This is a genomic window from Actinomyces faecalis (genome assembly GCF_013184985.2).
Lineage (GTDB): Bacteria > Actinomycetota > Actinomycetes > Actinomycetales > Actinomycetaceae > Actinomyces > Actinomyces faecalis.
Genome location: NZ_CP063418.1, coordinates 1,514,293 through 1,532,931, shown reverse-complemented (window position 1 = coordinate 1,532,931; position 18,639 = coordinate 1,514,293). Strand labels below are relative to the sequence as shown.

Annotated in this window: 13 protein-coding genes and 2 tRNA genes; 11 read left to right on the top strand and 4 right to left on the bottom strand. The window is 68.6% G+C overall.

Annotation, left to right across the window (positions count from 1 at the left end; genetic code table 11):
• Positions 1–174 precede the first annotated feature (174 nt).
• The 4 genes from dxs (at position 175) to pflA (ending at position 5,900) form a co-directional block, all read left to right on the top strand.
• Positions 175–2,238: a 1-deoxy-D-xylulose-5-phosphate synthase gene (gene dxs / locus HRL51_RS06460; protein ID WP_172120133.1), complete on the top strand. Its 2,064-nt coding sequence runs from the start codon at positions 175–177 to the stop codon at positions 2,236–2,238.
• Between the two features lie 283 nt (positions 2,239–2,521).
• Positions 2,522–4,642 carry a formate C-acetyltransferase gene (gene pflB / locus HRL51_RS06455; RefSeq protein ID WP_172192692.1) on the top strand — a complete coding sequence of 707 codons (2,121 nt, stop codon included), beginning with the start codon at positions 2,522–2,524 and terminating at the stop codon, positions 4,640–4,642.
• A gap of 103 nt (positions 4,643–4,745) precedes the next feature.
• Positions 4,746–4,991: an autonomous glycyl radical cofactor GrcA2 gene (gene grcA2 / locus HRL51_RS06450; protein WP_006549837.1), complete on the top strand. Its 246-nt coding sequence runs from the start codon at positions 4,746–4,748 to the stop codon at positions 4,989–4,991.
• 24 nt (positions 4,992–5,015) lie between these two features.
• Positions 5,016–5,900, top strand: coding sequence for a pyruvate formate-lyase-activating protein (gene pflA, locus HRL51_RS06445; protein WP_172120131.1), 885 nt, complete (start codon positions 5,016–5,018; stop codon positions 5,898–5,900).
• 286 nt (positions 5,901–6,186) lie between these two features.
• Here the strand turns inward: pflA and HRL51_RS06440 are convergent, their stop codons facing one another.
• From HRL51_RS06440 to HRL51_RS06430, 3 genes are all read right to left on the bottom strand, one after another.
• Positions 6,187–7,347, bottom strand: coding sequence for an endonuclease domain-containing protein (locus tag HRL51_RS06440; RefSeq protein WP_172192690.1), 1,161 nt, complete (start codon positions 7,345–7,347; stop codon positions 6,187–6,189).
• A gap of 225 nt (positions 7,348–7,572) precedes the next feature.
• Positions 7,573–8,853 (bottom strand): HRDC domain-containing protein, encoded by a 1,281-nt coding sequence (locus tag HRL51_RS06435; protein ID WP_172192688.1) that lies wholly within the window; start codon positions 8,851–8,853, stop codon positions 7,573–7,575.
• A gap of 10 nt (positions 8,854–8,863) precedes the next feature.
• Positions 8,864–9,412: a DUF3000 domain-containing protein gene (locus tag HRL51_RS06430; protein WP_172120199.1), complete on the bottom strand. Its 549-nt coding sequence runs from the start codon at positions 9,410–9,412 to the stop codon at positions 8,864–8,866.
• Between the two features lie 203 nt (positions 9,413–9,615).
• Between HRL51_RS06430 and HRL51_RS06425 the strand changes: the two genes are divergently transcribed.
• Positions 9,616–10,869 (top strand): carboxylate--amine ligase, encoded by a 1,254-nt coding sequence (locus tag HRL51_RS06425; protein WP_172192686.1) that lies wholly within the window; start codon positions 9,616–9,618, stop codon positions 10,867–10,869.
• A 12-nt stretch (positions 10,870–10,881) separates the two neighbouring features.
• On the opposite strand, the gene glgX is transcribed toward HRL51_RS06425, so the two are convergent.
• A complete protein-coding gene (glgX, locus tag HRL51_RS06420; protein WP_172120127.1) occupies positions 10,882–13,092 on the bottom strand; it encodes a glycogen debranching protein GlgX in 2,211 nt (736 codons plus the stop codon).
• A 130-nt stretch (positions 13,093–13,222) separates the two neighbouring features.
• Here glgX and HRL51_RS06415 point away from each other — a divergent pair.
• The 6 genes from HRL51_RS06415 (at position 13,223) to HRL51_RS06390 (ending at position 18,638) form a co-directional block, all read left to right on the top strand.
• Positions 13,223–13,295 (top strand) — tRNA-Gly (locus HRL51_RS06415).
• Position 13,296: 1 nt separating this feature from the next.
• A tRNA-Val gene (locus HRL51_RS06410) sits at positions 13,297–13,371 on the top strand.
• Between the two features lie 73 nt (positions 13,372–13,444).
• On the top strand, positions 13,445–14,686 hold the full coding sequence (locus HRL51_RS06405; protein WP_172120126.1) for a carboxylate--amine ligase: 1,242 nt from the start codon (positions 13,445–13,447) through the stop codon (positions 14,684–14,686).
• 117 nt (positions 14,687–14,803) lie between these two features.
• Entirely contained in the window at positions 14,804–15,841 is a 1,038-nt protein-coding gene (locus HRL51_RS06400) for a lipid II:glycine glycyltransferase FemX (protein ID WP_244960118.1), read from the top strand.
• Between the two features lie 89 nt (positions 15,842–15,930).
• Positions 15,931–17,970, top strand: coding sequence for a threonine--tRNA ligase (thrS, locus tag HRL51_RS06395; RefSeq protein ID WP_172192684.1), 2,040 nt, complete (start codon positions 15,931–15,933; stop codon positions 17,968–17,970).
• On the top strand, positions 17,967–18,638 hold the full coding sequence (locus HRL51_RS06390) for an HIT family protein (protein ID WP_172120124.1): 672 nt from the start codon (positions 17,967–17,969) through the stop codon (positions 18,636–18,638). The genes thrS and HRL51_RS06390 overlap by 4 nt, the downstream gene beginning before the upstream one ends.
• Position 18,639: the final 1 nt, after the last annotated feature.

The following is an 18,639-nucleotide window of genomic DNA, read 5'->3' as shown; positions in this document are numbered from 1 at the left end:
GTGACACGCAGCATGCCGGACGCGGCTCGTGCGGCTGGCTGAGAGCCTATGCTGTGGTGCCTGGTGACGGCGTGCGCCCAGCCGGGCAGGGGCGTGAGCCGCCACGGCTACGGCCACGAGCCGCCACCGGTGCGCTCGTCAGCGAGGTAGGGACGAACCAGGAGGACGACGGCGATGGACCTGAGGACCCAGGCTCCTGGCGCGAGCGGGCCCGGTGCCCCCTCGGCCGCCGGGCAGGGCGGTGCAGGGCAGCAGCTGCCGGACACGCCCCTGCTGTCCTCGATCCGCCGTCCTGGTGACCTGCGTCGCCTCACCAGTGAGGACCTCACCGCCCTGGCGCAGGAGATCCGTGAGTACCTCGTGGCCACGGTGGCACGTACCGGCGGGCACCTGGGCCCGAACCTCGGCGTGGTCGAGCTGACGCTGGCCCTGCACCGGGTCTTCGCCTCGCCCCGGGACACCATCGTCTTCGACACCGGCCACCAGGCCTACGTGCACAAGCTGCTCACGGGCCGCCAGGACTTCAGCCGCCTGCGTGAGCGGGACGGGGTCTCCGGCTACCCTGCGCGGGCCGAGTCCGTCCACGACGTCGTGGAGAACTCCCACGCCTCGACGGCGCTGTCCTGGGCCGACGGCATCGCCCGGGCCAACCACCTGGCCGGCCGCGAGGACCGGCACGTCGTCGCGGTCATCGGCGACGGCGCCATGACCGGGGGCATGGCCTGGGAGGCCCTGAACAACATCGCTGACTCGGTGGACAAGCACCTGGTCATCGTCGTCAACGACAACGGCCGCTCCTACGCCCCCACGATCGGGGGACTGGCCCACCACCTGGACGCGTTGCGCACCAACCCGGGCTACGAGCGGATGCTGGCCACCGTCAAGAAGGGGCTGCTGAGCCAGGGGACGCCGGGACGGGCTGCCTACGACGCCCTGCACGGGCTCAAGCGAGGACTCAAGGACGTGCTGGTCCCCTCGGCCTTCTTCGAGGACCTGGGAATCAAGTACACCGGCCCGGTCGACGGTCATGACGAGACCGCGCTGGAGTTCGCGCTCACCCGCGCGCGTGAGTACGCCGAGCCGGTGATCGTCCACGTCATCACGCAGAAGGGCCGTGGGTACACCCCGGCCGAGGAGGACGTGGCCGACCGCTTCCACGCGGTGGGCCGGATCCACCCGGAGACGGGGCTGCCGGTCGTCCCTGAGCGCTTCGGGTGGACGGCGGTCTTCGCTCAGGAGGTCCTGGAGCTGGCTCGCGCGGACGAGCGGATCGTGGGAGTGACCGCTGCCATGCAGCAGCCGGTCGGGCTCCAGCCCATGGCTGACGCGATGCCCGAACGCGTCATCGACGTCGGGATCGCGGAGCAGCACGCGCTGACGGCGGCTGCGGGCATGGCCTTCGCGGGCATGCACCCGGTGGTTGCTCTGTATGCGACCTTCCTCAACCGTGCCTTTGACCAGGTCCTGATGGATGTGGGCCTTCACAGCGCCGGGGTGACGATTGTCCTGGACCGGGCCGGGCTGACCGGCACGGACGGCGCCAGCCACAACGGCATGTGGGACATGGCGCTGCTGGCTCACGTCCCGGGGCTGCACCTGGCCGCCCCTCGCGACGAGCACACGCTGCGCCTGGCGCTGCGCACCGCCGTGACCACGCAGGACGGGCCGACCGTGCTGCGCTACGCCAAGGGCGCGCTGCCAGACCCGCAGGAGGTCGTGCGCACGCTGGGGCGTGAGGACGACCCCTTTGACGCCGTCGACGTCCTGGCCGACCTGGGCGGGTCAGCAGACCACGGCGAGGACGCTCGCCGTCCGCTGGTGCTGGTAGGCGTCGGAGCGATGGTGCCGACGACGCTGGAGGCCGGCCAGAGGCTGGCCGGCGAGGGGCAGCGGGTCGTGGTCGTCAGTCCTCGGTGGGTCGTCCCGGTGCCCGCGGCCCTGGTTGACCTGGCCGCTGGCTCGCGTGGGACGGTCGTCATCGAGGACGGCCTGGTCGACGGCGGTATCGGCTCCCAGCTGCGTGACGCCCTGGAGGAGCGCTGGCTGGCCACGGCACAGCAGGGCAGGGGCGGTGCGCGGTCGTCAGCGCCGGTGGTGGCCAGGGTCGGGGTGCCGCGGCGCTTCCTGGGCACGGCCACGCGCCCGCAGCTGCTGGCCGAGCTGGGCATGGACGCCGACGGCGTGGTCGCCGCGGCACGTCGGGTCCTGGCCTGTGAGCCTGAGGTCGCGGGGGAGTGAGGCGGGGCCTGTCGCCGACGTGGATGGGACCTAGGTCTTCATTGTCCTGACATCGCCAGGCCGTGATGAGGCTTGCCTCACGGTCGCCTAGCGAGGTCGGGTAGGACGGAGTTCCTACGTGGGAGCTTGTGAGTGATCCCACCGGTGCCGGCCGTGTGAAAGGTTCACGCGGGCAGGAAGGGCGCCTACCCTGGTGTGTGACGGCGCGATGACGTGCCGCAGCGCCCCACAAGGGCGGACACCATCGGGTGGCCAGCCGCCACCCACCTACAGGAGGGCACGGATGACCACCGAGGTCACAGCATCCGCCACCGCGGACGAGAGCACCAGCCGCGACGCATGGGAGGGGTTTGTCAAGGGCTCCTGGTCCGAGGGCATCGACGTCCGCGACTTCATCCAGCGCAACTACACCCCCTACGACGGCGACGCCTCGTTCCTGGCGGGAGCGACGGACAAGACCCTGCGCCTGTGGGACACCCTGGAGGAGAACTACCTCAAGGAGGAGCGCAAGGTCCGTATCCTCGACGTCGACACCCACACCCCCTCCGACATCGACGCCTTCCCCGCCGGGTACATCTCGGAGGACGACGACGTCGTCGTCGGCCTGCAGACCGACTCCCCGCTCAAGCGCGCCATGATGCCCAACGGCGGCTGGCGCATGGTGGCCCAGGCCATCAAGGAGGCGGGCAAGGAGGTCGACCCTGAGGTCCAGAAGATCTTCACCCGCTACCGCAAGACCCACAACGACGCGGTCTTCGACATCTACACCCCGCGTATCCGCGCCGCCCGCTCCTCCCACATCATCACCGGCCTGCCCGACGCCTACGGCCGTGGCCGCATCATCGGTGACTACCGTCGTGTCGCCCTGTACGGCGTCGACTACCTCATCGAGGAGAAGCAGAAGGCCAAGGACGCCGTAGCGGACAAGCCCTTCTCCGAGCACTGGGCCCGTTACCGCGAGGAGCACTCCGAGCAGATCAAGGCCCTGAAGAAGCTCAAGGTCATGGCCGACTCCTACGGCTTCGACGTCTCCGGTCCCGCCAAGGACGCCCACGAGGCCGTCCAGTGGACATACTTCGCCTACCTGGCCTCCGTGAAGTCGCAGGACGGCGCCGCCATGTCCATCGGCCGCCTGTCGGCCTTCCTGGACGTCTACTTCGAGCGTGACCTGCGCGAGGGCGTCATCGACGAGACCTACGCCCAGGAGCTCATCGACAACTTCGTCATGAAGCTGCGTATCACCCGCTTCCTGCGCACCACCGACTACGACCAGATCTTCTCCGGTGACCCCTACTGGGCCACCTGGTCCGACGCCGGCTTCGGTGAGGACGGCCGTGCTCTGGTCACCAAGACCTCCTTCCGTCTGCTGCAGACCCTGCGCAACCTCGGCCCGGCCCCCGAGCCGAACATCACCATCTTCTGGGACGAGAACCTGCCGCAGGGCTACAAGGACTTCTGCGCGCTGATCTCGATCACGACCTCCTCCATCCAGTACGAGGCCGACGAGCAGATCCGTGAGCACTGGGGTGACGACGCTGCGATCGCCTGCTGCGTGTCCCCGATGCGCGTGGGCAAGCAGATGCAGTTCTTCGGCGCCCGCGTCAACTCCGCCAAGGCGCTGCTGTACGCCATCAACGGCGGCCGCGACGAGATGACCGGCAAGCAGGTCGTGACCGGCCTGCCCGGCATCGAGGGTGACGGCCCGCTGGACTTTGACGAGGTGTGGGACAAGTACGAGAAGATGCTCGACTGGGTCGTGGCGACCTACGTCGAGGCCCTCAACATCATTCACTACTGCCACGACCGTTACGCCTACGAGTCGATCGAGATGGCGCTGCACGACTCCGATATCGTGCGCACCATGGGCTGCGGTATCGCTGGTCTGTCCATCGTGGCCGACTCGCTGTCCGCCATCAAGTACGCCAAGGTCACCCCGGTCCGTGACGAGACGGGCCTGGTGGTCGACTACGTCACCGAGGGTGACTTCCCGATCTACGGCAACGACGACGACCGCGCCGACGAGATCGCGGCCACCGTGGTCCACACGATCATGTCCAAGATCAAGGCTCAGCCCTTCTACCGTGACGCGATCCCGACCCAGTCGGTGCTGACGATCACCTCCAACGTCGTCTACGGCAAGGCCACGGGCTCCTTCCCCTCCGGTCACCAGAAGGGCACGCCCTTCGCTCCCGGTGCCAACCCGGAGAACGGCATGGACACCCACGGCATGGTCGCCTCCATGCTGAGCGTGGGCAAGCTGGACTACAACGACGCCCTCGACGGCATCTCCCTCACCAACACGATCACCCCGCAGGGCCTGGGCCGTACGCTCGACGAGCGCGTGTCCAACCTCGTGGGCATCCTCGACGCGGGCTTCGTTCCCGAGGACTCCGTCGAGGTCTGATCCCTCATGCGTCCGCCCGCCGGCCGGCGCCTGCTGGCTGGCGGGCAGGACAACCACTCGACACTCGTGTCGAAACACACCACTTGAATGAAAGGGGCCACTCATGGCCACGTACGAAGAGCGCCTTGCCTCGATGAAGGCTCAGCGCGAGGACAACGGCGGCGTCAAGGGCCTGTACCACGCCAACATCAACGTCCTGGACCGCAACACTCTCGAGGACGCGATGGAGCACCCGGAGAACTACCCGAACCTCACCGTTCGCGTGTCCGGCTACGCCGTCAACTTCGTCAAGCTCACCCGTGAGCAGCAGCTTGACGTCCTCAACCGCACCTTCCACGCTGGTGCCTGAGCCAGTACCGGGCGAAGGAGTCAGATGACCACCACTGACACTTCCGCCTCCGTGGCATCGGGCGGCCGGGACCAGGACTTCCTGGCCCCGGCCGCCCGCTTGCGCGGGGCGGGCATCGGAGGACTCGAGGAGCTGAGCGACATCGAGCGCTCGGACCGCCTGGCACGGATGCGTGACGGATCGCTCGGCTCGATCCACTCCTGGGAGCTGGTCACGGCCGTGGACGGTCCGGGCACGCGGATGACCGTGTTCCTCAACGGCTGCCCGCTGCGCTGCCAGTACTGCCACAACCCGGACACCTTCCTCATGAAGGACGGCGAGCCGGTCGAGGCTGAGGAGCTGCTGCGACGCATGAGGCGTTACCGCGGTGTGTTCCGTGCCTCCAAGGGTGGGATCACGCTGTCGGGAGGCGAGGTGCTCATGCAGCCGGCCTTCGCCGGGCGGCTGCTGGAGGGTGCCAAGAAGATGGGCATCCACACCTGCATCGACACCTCAGGGTTCCTGGGCGCCAACGCGAGCGACGAGATGCTCGACAACATCGACCTGGTCCTGCTGGACGTCAAGAGCGGTGACGAGGAGACCTACAAGAAGGTCACCGGACGCCTCCTGGCCCCCACGATCGCCTTCGGGGACCGCCTGGCAGCCAAGGGGATCGAGATCTGGGCGCGTTTCGTGCTCGTGCCGGGGCTGACGGACGACCCCGAGAACATCGAGAAGGTGGCCCAGATCATCGACCGGTGGAAGAACGTCGTCTCCCGAGTCGAGGTCCTGCCTTTCCACCAGATGGGGACAGACAAGTGGGACGCGCTGGGGCTGACCTACACCCTGCGCGACGTCACCCCACCCAGCCCCGAGCTGGTGGAGTCTACTCGCGAGATCTTCCGCTCCCACGGCTTCACGGTGCACTGAGCCGCTGCGCACTGACCAGGGCGGTGCTCGTGTGCTGGCCAGGGCACCGTCCGTACGCAGGCTCGGCGCGTTCTGCTCGGGTGGCGGCTTCTGCTCGGGTGGCGGCGTGCTTCCTTGACGCCGGGGCGTGGATTCAATATGGCGGCGTGCGCGTCGACGTTCCTACGCACGCCCTGAAATCTCGCCTACGCCCCAATGGACTTCAGGCACGCTGCGATGTTTCCTGAGCACGCCCCGACCAGCACGCGAGTCATCCCTTCACCTCGGCGTCCGGGATGAACCTGCCTCACGAGATCGTGCCCAACCAGGGACGAGGTCTGAGAGCAAGGTAGTGCCCCCGCGGCACCCGGCGCATGACCTCCTCCACGATCCTCTGGGGGTCGCGCAGGTCCTCGGTGCGCACTCGCATGATGTCCCAGCCCTGGCGTATCAAGGCGTCCTGACGTTTCTTCTCCTCGTAGACGGTGTCGGGGCCGGTGTACTTGCCTCTGCCGTCAAACTCGATCGCAAGCCGGAGGCCGGGTATCACGAGATCGATGAAGTACTGGCAGCCTCCGGCGTCGACGCGGGTCTGTGCGATAGGCTCAGGGGCACCGGCCGCCAGCAGGATGAAACGCAACCTGCTCTCGCCCCAGGACTCGGACAGCGGGTCCAGCAGACGAAGGACGCGCAGGGCTCGTTGCCTGCCCCTGCGACGACGGAGCTTCTTGATCTGCTCGCCCAGCTCGGCGCGTACGGTCTCCCATCGTTCGCGGGCCTGCTCGGGCAGGAATCGATCAGCGTCCACCATGATGCGTGCGAGCGAGTCGCCGATCACCAGCGAGTCGTGGGGGTCAAGGTCGGTCAGGCAGTCGATGAGGGTCGTGCGAATGCTGGTGACCGGGAGGCCGTGAATCGTTGTGATCTCACCAAGATCGGTACCGCTCCTCACGTGCCTGCGTAGGCGGACCTGGCGCCCGGACCGAGCGCCAGGCTGAGCTCGGCTGCCGGCGGCAGGCAGTGCGGTCACGAGGCTCGCTCCGACGAGAACCCGCGGTAGGTCCAGCGTGCTGTGGTGCTGGTGCGTGCGTTGGACGGCATGGACGTCTGGTTCTTGTGAGGCCAGGGTGCCGCCGTGCAGCATCGCGGCTGACTCGTGTGAGAGCGCCAGGATCGAGGGGTAGGCGTGGACCACGGCGATGAGGCGTGCGAGTGAGACCTCGCGGAGCTGCCGCCATGTCGGCGGTCCTGCCGTGGGCAGGAGGTAGCTTCCCCTGGCTACGCGTACCGAGTGCGCGGGAGGCCGCCCCAGCCAGCTCGCGGGGGTCAGCACAGTCGGTAGTGGAGATGTTAACTCGCTGATGGACATCGTTCTCGCCTCGTTGGTGACTCCTGGCACGAGCACGATGCACTGTGTGTGCCCAGCGGTCCATACCGCTCCGACGAGGTCTGTGGACAGAGGTGTCATGGGGGCAGTCTGTGGAGCCCGGGCAAGCCTGCCACAGTGCGTGCTTCCCCAGCGTGGCGGCGTGCTCTTGCTCCTTCAGGGCGTACTTGTCTCGTCGAAGCGTGCCTGTCGACGTTCCTGGACACGCCCCCACCATGGGGACACGCCCCGGCCTGATGAGAGCACGCCGCCACGCTGGGGAAGCACGCCGCCAGGCCTGGAGGGGGCCTGAGGCCGTCCCCGGGGTCAGGCCAGCGCGTCGGACAGCTGAGGCGCGGTCTGCTCGACCTGCCACGGCCTCGCGCCCAGCGCCTCCAGACGCCGGGCGACGGCGAGGACCGAGACGTCAGGGACCTCGCCCACCGCCTCTTCCTCACCGATCTCCCAGGCGAGGTGACGCTGGGTGTCGGGGGCCAGCAACAGCTCCTGGGGCACGCGCAGCTGCTCGGCGCGCTGTCGCACGGCGTGGCGCACCTCCTCCAGCGCCACAGCCGCCTCTGCGTGGTGGCGGCTCCAGGACCGCGGCTGGGGCAGCTCACCAGGAGCCAGGGGCGCGTGCATCGGTGGCAGCTCGTCGTCGGGAAGTGACAGCGCACGCTCGACGGCCCTCCACCACACCTCCTGGTTGAGACGGGCCTGACGCGAGGAGAACTCCTTGAGGGCGGCGAGCTTGCGCCGGGAGGTAGGGCGAGCCACGGCCGCTGCGACGACGGCGCTGTGCGGCAGGACCTTGGACGGGGTGCGATCGAGCTCGCGGGCCAGCTCCTCCCGAGCGGTCCACACCTCGCGCAGCACCGCCAGCGACCTGGCGGACCTCACGGCGCGTCCGGCTCTCGGCGTCTTGCGCCACGGGTCGGTCTTGGCCGGGCGCAGCGGCCTGGTACGGACGTGCTCAAACTCCTGCCGGGCCCACTCGGCCCTGCCCGCCTCCTCCAGCTCGACGCTCAGTGCCTGTCGCAGGTCGGCCAGCAGCTCGACGTCGAGCGCGGCGTAGACCAGCCAGGTCTCAGGAAGGGGGCGGGTGGACCAGTCGGCCGCGGCGTGGTCCTTGGCCAGACGCAGTCCGAGGGTCTCCTCGACGACGGCGCCCAGACCAACCCGGGCGCGTCCCAGAAGCCGGGCAGCGAGCTCGGTGTCGAACAGCGAGGCTGGCACGAGTCCCAGCTCATCCAGGCACGGCAGGTCCTGGTCCGCCGCGTGGAGGATCCACTCCGGACCCTCCAGGGCACGCGCCAGGACGCTCATGTCACCGGCGGTGACGGGGTCGATCAGGAAGGTGCCGGCCCCCTCACGCCGTAGCTGGACGAGGTAGGCGTCCTGCCCGTAGCGGAAGCCTGAGGCTCGCTCAGCGTCGACGGCGACCGGCCCGTGTCCCGCGGCCAGCGCGGCGGCGGCCTGAGCCAGGGCCGCAGGGGAGTCGGTGACAGGCGGCAGCCCCTGGCTCGGACGGGTGTAGTCCACGACCTGGGACGCGGGGACGGGGGAGCCTGTCGTTCCTGGCACGGCTACCGGACGTGGCTGGGACATGGGCACCGGCTCACCTGCCTGCGACGTGCAACGAGGTCGCCAGCTCAGGCTCGTGACCAGCGGCCAGGTGGATCAGCTCGTACCAGGCCTGCAGGTGCGGGCCGAGGTCAGGGGTGGTGGGCGACCACGAGGCGCGGATCTCGGCGTGGGCGCAGGCGTCGGTGAGTGTGAGGCCCCCGAAGGTCTCGGACAGGACCCGGGTCACTGTCCCGACCAGGGCGCGGTGGCCCGCGCCGGCGGAGTCCAGGGCGTCCGCCAGCCAGGACCACACCGCTGACCCCAGCAGGGGATCGGTACCGACCTCGTCGTCCAGACGGGCTCGTGCCATGACCACCAGGCGGAAGTCGCCGTCCCACGCCTCCTGGCCCGCGGGGTCGTGCAGGACCACGAAACGACCGGAGGCCTCCGGGGCTCCGTCGAGAGTCAGCGTGGTCTCCGCCGTCAGGGCCGCGGCGTAGGGGGCCATGCGACGGGGAGCCGGGACCTCGTCCAGGATGAGCCCACGCGCACGCGGCGCGTGGCGCAGGGACAGCAGCGCCTGCTCGAAGCGTTCGGGGATGGCCTCCTGCTCTGTGGAGGCGTCGAGCGGTGGACAGACGCTGGTAGCTGGCGGAGGGGTCACCGGCCCAGGCTAGCGGCGTACTACGAGGACCACGGGGATCCCACGCCGCTGTGACAGGGGGCCGATAGCGTCATGGGCTACAGTGGGGCGCCAGTGGCAGGCAGGCGCTGTCACTGACGTGTGAGGCCAACGATCGGATGATGGTGCAGCAGCTTCTCCCTGTGCTTCTCGGAGCAGATACTCTCGGCTACTCCTACGCCAGGCAGTTCCACGAGGTCTACGGCATCACCTCCATGGTCCTGGCCTCTGCGGACATCCGGTACACCTCTGCCAGCCGCTTTACCGACTACAGGGTCGTCGAGGGGCTGGACAAGGAGGAGACCCTGCTGGCCACGCTGCACCGCCAGGCTGACCGGACCCCGGACGGGGTGAGGCCGCTGGTGCTCTGCGGTGCCAGCGACTGGCACGCGCGCACGCTGTCCAGGAACCGTACGGAGCTGGAGTCCTGGGGATACGCCGTCCCGGTCATCGACTTCGCCCTGCTGGACCGCCTGACCCAGAAGGACCGTTTCTACGCCCTGTGCCAGCGCCTGGGAGTGCCCTACCCTCGCACCTGGGTGCTGCCCTTCGGCGAGGTGGCCCAGGAGGTCAGGGACTCCGGCCTGGAGGTGCTCGGCAAGGTCGAGGACCTCAGGGACGCCGACTTTCCCCTGGTCGTCAAGCCCTCGAACTCCGCTGACTGGCACTACGCCGAGATCGAGGACAAGCACAAGGTCTACACCCTCGCCTCCTACGCCGAGCTGGCGCGAGTCGCCGCCCAGGTGGAGGCCTCGGGCTACCACCACAGCCTCATCGTCCAGGAGGTCCTCTCGACGGCGGACACCTCGCTCCACACCCTGACGGTCTTCGCTGATGCCCACGGCGAGGTCCGCATGGCGGTGTCGGGCGACGTCGTCGTCCAGGACCGCTCGGCGACGGGCGTGGGCAACCCCCTGGTCATCCTGGGCGACCGCCGCCGCCAGGACCTGCTCGACCACGCGCGCCGACTCGTCCGCGAGACCGGCTACGTTGGCTACGCCAACTTCGACGTCATGGACGACGCCGAGGGCAACCCCCACTTCCTGGAGGTCAACACCCGCCCCGGACGCAACTCCTACTACGTGACCCTGGCCGGCTGCCCCTTCGTCAAGCCCGTCGTCGACCACTACGTGCACGGGCTGGACGTGGCCACCTCACTGACCGACGCCGAGCGTGAGGCCGGACGTCCCTTCCTCTTCTCCATGGTCCCGCCCGCTCTCGCCGTGCGTGAGGCCGGCGACCCGGCACTGCGGGCCAGGCTCAGGCCCTTCCTCGACCAGGGCACCTGGGCCAACCCCCTGCTCAACCGGCAGGACCGGCTGGCCCAGCGGTTCTGGGCCCGGGTGAACTTCGAGAACATGCGTACCAAGTTCTGACCGCCCTCGGGCTCAGGACGTCGCCTCCTGCTCGCCAGCCGCCGCCGGGACCGCGGCGCGCGTCCCTGTCTCACAGGTCGGTGCGGACAGGAAGGTCATCGAACGGGCCTCGACGACGAGCACCTCACCGGCCTCGTGGACGGAGCCGGGCTCCAGCAGGGGCGTCGGTGCGGTATCGAGCTCGACCGTCCAGCTGTGGGCGTAGTCCGGGCCGGGCAGGGTGAACTCCAGGTCGTCGGGGGAGGCGTTGATGAGGACGAGGAAGGAGTCGTCCACCAGGCGCTGACCTCGCTCGTCGGGCTCGGCGATGGCACCGCCGTTGAGGAAGACCGTCATGGCACGGGCGTACCAGGTGCCCCAGTCGTCGTCGGTCATGCGCTCTCCGGAGGGCCGCAGCCACGCGATCTCCCCGAGCGCTGACTCGCCGCCGTGGCCGGCCTCGCCTGAGAAGAAACGACGACGGCGCATCACCGGGTGGTCACGGCGCAGCGCGATGACCTGGCGGGTGAAGTCGTGGAGGCTCTTGGCCTCCTCGTCAAGGTCCCAGCTGACCCAGCTGATCTCATTGTCCTGGCAGTAGGTGTTGTTGTTCCCGCCCTGGGTGCGCCCGATCTCGTCCCCGTGGCAGATCATGGGCACGCCCTGGCTGAACATGACGGTGGCCAGGAAGTTGCGTACCTGGCGACGGCGCAGGTCAAGGACCGTCGGGTCGTCGGTAGGGCCCTCGGCCCCGCAGTTCCACGAGCGGTTGCTGGAGTCGCCGTCGGCCCCGCCCTCACCGTTGGCCTCGTTGTGCTTGTCGTTGTAGGACACGAGGTCGGCCAGGGTGAAGCCGTCGTGTGCGGTGACGAAGTTGACGCTGGCCACGGGGGTGCGACCGGAGTGCTGGTACAGGTCGGACGAGCCGGTCAGGCGTGAGGCGAACTCGCCCAGGGTCGAGGGCTCACCCCGCCAGAAGTCGCGCACCGTGTCCCGGTAGCGGCCGTTCCACTCGCTCCACAGGGGAGGGAACCCTCCGACCTGGTAGCCGCCCGGCCCCACGTCCCAGGGCTCGGCGATGAGCTTGACCTGGGACAGGATCGGGTCCTGGTGGATGATGTCGAAGAAGGCGCTGAGCTTGTCCACCTCGGCGAACTGGCGCGCCAGGGTGGAGGCCAGGTCGAAGCGGAAGCCGTCGACGTGCATCTCGGTGACCCAGTAGCGCAGGGAGTCCATGATGAGCTGGAGCACCGCGGGTGAGCGCATGAGCAGGGAGTTGCCGGTGCCGGTGGTGTCGAAGTAGTGGGCGCGGTCGTCGTCGACCAGCCGGTAGTAGGCCGCGTTGTCGATGCCGCGGAAGGACAGGGTGGGCCCCAGGTGGTTGCCCTCGGCGGTGTGGTTGTAGACCACGTCGAGGATGACCTCGATGCCTGCCTCGTGCATCGCCTTGACCAGGGCCTTGAACTCCTGGACCTGCTGGCCGTCGGAGCCGTAGGCGGCGTAGGAGCTGTGCGGGGCGAAGAAGCCGATGGTGTTGTAGCCCCAGTAGTTGGACAGGCCCTTTTCCTGCAGGTGGGTGTCATTGACGAACTGGTGGACGGGCATGAGCTCGATCGCGGTCACGCCCAGGTCCGTCAGGTAGTCAATGACCGCCGGGTGAGCCAGACCGGCGTAGGTGCCACGCAGCTCCTCGGGCACCAGGGGGTGCAGGCGGGTCATGCCCTTGACGTGGGCCTCGTAGATGATGGTGTCGTGGTAGGCGTGGCCGGGCGGGCGGTCGTGTCCCCAGTCGAAGAAGGGGGAGGTGACCACCGAGCGCATGGTCGCGGGAGCGGAGTCCTCCTCGTTGCGGACGTCGGGGTCGTCGAAGCTGTAGGAGTACAGGGACGCCGACGGCGTGACGTGCCCCGAGATGGCCTTGGCGTACGGGTCCAGCAGCAGCTTGGACGCGTCGCAACGGTGGCCTGCCGCGGGGTCGTAGGGGCCGTGCACCCGGAAACCGTAGTGCTGGCCGGGCCGCACCGAGGGCAGGTAGCCGTGCCACACGCTCGCGTCGACCTCGGTCAGGCCTACACGGGTCTCACGGCCCTCGTCGTCGAACAGGCACAGGTCGACGCCCTGGGCGACCGAGGAGTACAGGGCGAAGTTGGTGCCAGACCCGTCGAAGGTGGCACCCAGCGGGTAGGCCCGTCCCGGCCACGCCTGTGGCTGGGGGCTCTCGTCAGCGGCAGTGGGTTCGGACATGGGGCAAGCCTGCCACGGACTAGCAGGGTGTGCAGCGGACCACGTGGATAGGTGAGGAGTCACACTCATGGGATTTGGTGGGCCGGGTGGAGACCTGCTAACTTTTTCTCCGCACCTGGAAGGGTGTCACGCGGATGTGGCTCAGTTGGTAGAGCATCACCTTGCCAAGGTGAGGGTCGCGGGTTCGAGTCCCGTCATCCGCTCGGGCGATTGGCGCAGCGGGAGCGCGCTTCCCTGACACGGAAGAGGTCACTGGTTCGATCCCAGTATCGCCCACCACCGACAGAGCCCCGGACCTGCATCCGGGGCTTCGTTCTTCCAGGAGCACCGTCGCCGCGTCAGGAGAGGACACATGGCCCTCAAGAGCTCTCGTACCCGGCCTGATCTTCTCCCCGTGGTCGTAGGAGGGGACATCGGTGCCTACGCGCTGGCGCGCGAGCTGCACGAGGCCACCGGACAACGGGTCAGGATCGTCTCGCCCAGTCCCATCGAGGCCATCGCGCTGTCGTCCTACATCGACGTCATCGGCCAGGACACCGCGGACGAGGCCGGGCTGCTCCGCGTGCTGCGGGAGCTGGTGGAGGGGCGTGGACCACGCAGTGCCGTGGTCATCGGCAACACCGACTCCCTGGCCAGCTTCCTGTCCTCCCACCGCGAGGAGCTGGAGCCGCGCTACGTGGTCCCCTTCCCCTCCCCGGAGACGATCGACTCCCTGAGCGACAAGGTCTCCTTCGCCAGGGTCTGTGCTGAGCACGGGCTGCGTACTCCCCGCCAGGTGGTGGTGCGTGGAGAGGACCTGGTGCACGGCGATCCCGTCATCGACATCGCCTTCCCCCTGATCGGCAAGCCCGCCGTCGGGGCGTACTGGGACACGGTGAGCTTCCCGTCCAAGCGCAAGGTCTACGAGCTCGACACCCCCGAGCAGCTGGCGCGGCTGTGGCAGGACCTGCGTGGTGCCGGCTTCGAGTCCACCTTCCTCATCCAGGAGCGTATCCCGGGGGACGACGACGCCATGCGCTCGGTGACGGCCTACGTGGCCAGTGACGGCCGGGTGACCATGATGGGCTCGGCCCGGGTGCTGCTGGAGGACCACGCTCCCACCCTCATCGGCAACCCGGTCGCGATGATCACCGAGCCCTACCCTGAGCTGTGGTCCGGGGTGGAGGCGCTGCTGACAGGCACGGGCTACCGGGGGTTCGCGAACTTCGACATCAAGGTCGACCCGCGCGACGGACAGGCCGTCTTCTTCGAGGTCAACCCTCGCATCGGGCGCAACAGCTACTACATGGCCGCCGCCGGGGTCAATCCCATGGTCCCGATGATCCGGGACCTGGTTGACGCCCGCCCCGGGCCGCGTGCAGAGGCACGCAACGAGGTCCTGTACAGCCTGGTGCCGATCCACCTCATCCTCCACCAGGTCGACGACCCGCGGCTGCGGGCACGCGTGCTGCGACTGGCCTGGCGCGCCGTCGACCCTCTGCAGGACCCGGCTGAGACCTCGGTGCGCCGTCGCCTGCTGGTGACCGGGCTCAAGCTCAACCACGACCGCAAGTTCCACCGCTACCGTCCCAAGCCCCTGTGGCGCCGTCGGTGAGCAGTGCAGGGGTGCGCGTGTTGGAAAAGTCATCATGACGGAGGATGCTGCGCAGGCACGCACCCCAATAATGTGGGCTCATCATTCCTGAGGCCCCTAGGAGAGGAGCCCGTGTCCATGCCGCCTGTACCCATCGAGCCTGGGAGCCTGGCAGCGCTCGACGCCCGCCAGATGCGGATCGCCATCGGCTGCACGCACGCCCCCATCGAACAGCGTGAGGTCTGGGAGCGCTACGAGGCCAGCCAAGGGCATGAGCTCTTTGGTCGTTACGCTTACATGATCGAGGGCAAGCCGGTCGCCGTGCTGGCTCTGTACCGCTACGAGGTGGGTGGACAGCCCTTCCTGTGGGCCAAGCACGGGCCGGTGTGGCTCAAGGAGCAGAGCCCGCAGCGGGAGACGCAGCTACGGGCGCTGCTCGTGCGTGAGGTACGCCGGCGGGACCGGCGCGTGGTCTTCATCCGGATGCACGCCCGCTTCCAGGCTCCGGACACCAGGGACCTCATGTCCACGATCACCTATGACCGTACCTACGTCATCGACCTGCGCCCGCGTACCCCTGAGGCGATCAGCCAGGCCATGCCCACCGCCGGGCGCAAGGGGGTGCGCCGTGCCGAGCGGGTCGCCCGGCAGGCCGGCTGCACCATCGCTGAGGAGACCGGCCTGAGCCGTGAGGAGTTTGAGCAGGTCTACCAGGTCATGCTGGCCACCGCCGAGCGTGACGGCTTCCGGCCCCACCCCAGCCAGGTGTACTGGGACATGCTGACCCATCTGGGCCCTGAGCACGCCCGCCTGTTCGTTCTGCGCCGGGAGGGGGTGGCGCACTGCTGGGACCTGGTGACGGTCTCCGGCACGATGGCTGTGGCCTACTACGGTGCCTCGTCAGACGAGTCCCGGGACTTCAGAGGTTCCGAGGCTCTGGACTGGGCTGTGGCGTGTGCCATGGCGGCCGAGGGCAAGGATGGTCTGGACCTCATGGGGGCTGAGTCCACGCGGGTGCCCGAGCTGTACTCCGTGGGCCGCTACAAGAAGCGCTTCGCCCAGCGCCCCACGGAGGTCGACGGCGCCTGGGACGTGCTGGCCCGGCCGGCCGCCTACCGCGTGCTCACGGCCGCGCGCAAGGGCCGTCACCTGGTGCGGCGGCGCCTGGGGGTCTGAGCAGCGGCATCAGGGGGCCACTGCCTTATGATCCGGTGTGTAGACGCAGGCACCGGTACAGCCCGCGCCACCGACCTGAAGGAGGACCCGTGTCACCCAGCCAGCTGACGATCACCCTCGACGGCGCCTCACGCAGCATCGAGGTGGGAACCACGGGAACCACCCTGTTCGCCCGCTCGCGCGAGGTCGTGGCCATGAAGGTCGACGGCGAGCCCTGGGACCTGTCCCGCGAGCTTCATGAGGGCGCCGTCGTCGAGCCGATCACGCTGGGCAGCGAGGACGGCCTCAACATCCTGCGCCACAGCGCCACACACGTCATGGCGCAGGCCGTCCAGGAGATCTTCCCGGACGTCAACCTCGGCATCGGCCCCTTCATCACCGACGGCTTCTACTACGACTTCGGCAACATCGAGGCCGTGACGCCCGAGCTCCTCAAGGACATCGAGAAGCGCATGAAGCGCATCGTCAAGGAGGGGCAGGCCTTCGTCCGTCGCGAGATCTCTGAGGAAGAGGGGCGGGTGGAGCTGGCTGACCAGCCCTACAAGCTCGAGCTCATCGACACCAAGGGGAAGGGCGCAGAGGCCTCGGCCAGCGTCGAGGTCGGCGCCGGCGGCCTGACGGTCTACGACAACGTGCGCAGGAACGGCGAGGTCGCCTGGAAGGACCTGTGCCGGGGCCCGCACCTGCCCTCGACCAGGATCATTGGCCAGGGCTTTGCCCTGACCAAGTCCTCCTCCGCCTACTGGAAGGGCGACCAGCACGGCGACTCCCTCCAGCGCATCTACGGCACCGCGTGGGCCTCGAAGGAGGACCTCAAGGACTACCAGACCCGTCTGGCTGAGGCCGCCAAGCGCGACCACCGCAAGCTGGGTGCCGAGCTCGACCTGTTCTCCTTCCCTGAGGAGATCGGTCCGGGCCTGGTGGTCTTCCACCCCAAGGGGGGCATGCTGCGTCACGAGATCGAGAAGTACGTCATCGAGCGGCACGAGCAGGCCGGATTCGACTTCGTCCACACCCCCGAGATCACGAAGGCAGGGCTCTTCCACACCTCGGGCCACCTGCCCTACTACGCGGACACGATGTTCCCGCCGATGCTGGCCGACGAGGAGACTGACGCGCAGGGCAACGTGACCAAGGCCGGCCAGGAGTACTACCTCAAGGCCATGAACTGCCCGATGCACAACCTCATCTTCCGCTCGCGCGGGCGCTCCTACCGTGAGCTGCCGCTGCGCCTGTTCGAGATGGGGCACGACTACCGGTACGAGAAGTCCGGTGTGGTCCACGGCCTGACCCGCATGCGCGGATTCACCCAGGACGACTCCCACACCTACTGCACGCGTGAGCAGGCTCCGGCGGAGATCAAGAAGCAGATCGAGTTCTTCATCTCCGTCCTCAAGGCCTTCGGCCTGACGGACTTCTACCTCGAGCTGTCGACCCGAGACGAGGACGGGGCGAAGAAGGACAAGTTCATCGGCTCGGACGAGGACTGGGACGTCGCGACCAGGACCCTGGCGGAGGTGTGCGCCTCGACCGGGCTGGACCTCGTGCCCGACCCGGGCGGCGCTGCCTTCTACGGCCCCAAGGTCTCCGTCCAGGTCAAGGACGCCATCGGCCGCACCTGGCAGATGTCGACGATCCAGTACGACTTCAACCAGCCCGAGCGCTTCGACCTGGAGTACACCGCTGCCGACGGCTCCCACCAGCGGCCGATCATGCTGCACTCGGCCAAGCTCGGTAGCGTCGAGCGCTTCATCGGCGTGCTCACTGAGCACTACGCCGGTGCCTTCCCTGCCTGGCTGGCCCCGGTCCAGGTGCGCCTGGTCCCGGTGGCAGAGGCCTTTGACGACTACGTCAGCCAGGTGGCGACCAGGCTGCGCGAGCACGGCGTGCGCGTGGAGACCGACCTGTCCGACGACCGCTTCGGCAAGAAGATCCGTAACGCGTCCAAGGAGAAGGTGCCTTTCACCCTCATCGCCGGCGGTGAGGACGCCCAGGCCGGTGCCGTCTCCTTCCGCTTCCGCGACGGCGAGCAGACCAACGGCGTGCCCGTCGATGAGGCCGTCGAGCACATCGTCCGGGTCATCGCCGAGCGCGTCAACGACCCGGCGGGGGAGAAGCTCACCCGATGAGCGACCCCGTCCAGGCGCCAGGCGGCGGTGGTCGGGCAGGCCTGGAGGACCTGCCCGGCACCGTCGTGACCGGGCCGATCGGTCCGGTCACGGTCGAGGCGCCCTTCCAGCACCCAGACGCCCCCGACCCCTTCGGTAGGCTCTGGACCCCGCACCGCATGGTCTACATCGGCGGCCAGGACAAGCCTGCGGACTCCTCCAGCCAGCAGTGCCCCTTCTGCCTCGCGCCGGGACGAGCGGACCGCGACTCGCTCATCGTCCACCGCGGGGAGCGCGCCTACGTGCTGATGAACCTCTACCCCTACAACACCGGTCACCTGCTCGTGTGCCCCTACCGCCACATCGCGGACTGGACCGAGGCTACCGCCGCCGAGCGCACCGAGATCGGCGAGCTGACGGCTCGTGCCATGGAGGTCGTGCGTGAGGTCAGCCGCCCTCACGGGTTCAACCTGGGGATGAACCAGGGGCAGGTGGCAGGGGCCGGCATCGCCGCGCACCTCCACCAGCACATCGTGCCTCGGTGGACCGGGGACGCGAACTTCATGCCGATCATCGGCAAGACCAAACCGGTGCCCCAGCTGCTGGGCGATCAGCGCGAGACGCTCGCTGCCGCCTGGGACCAGGCTCCCACGACGCAAGGCGACGGCGAGTCCGCAGCCCGGTGCTGAG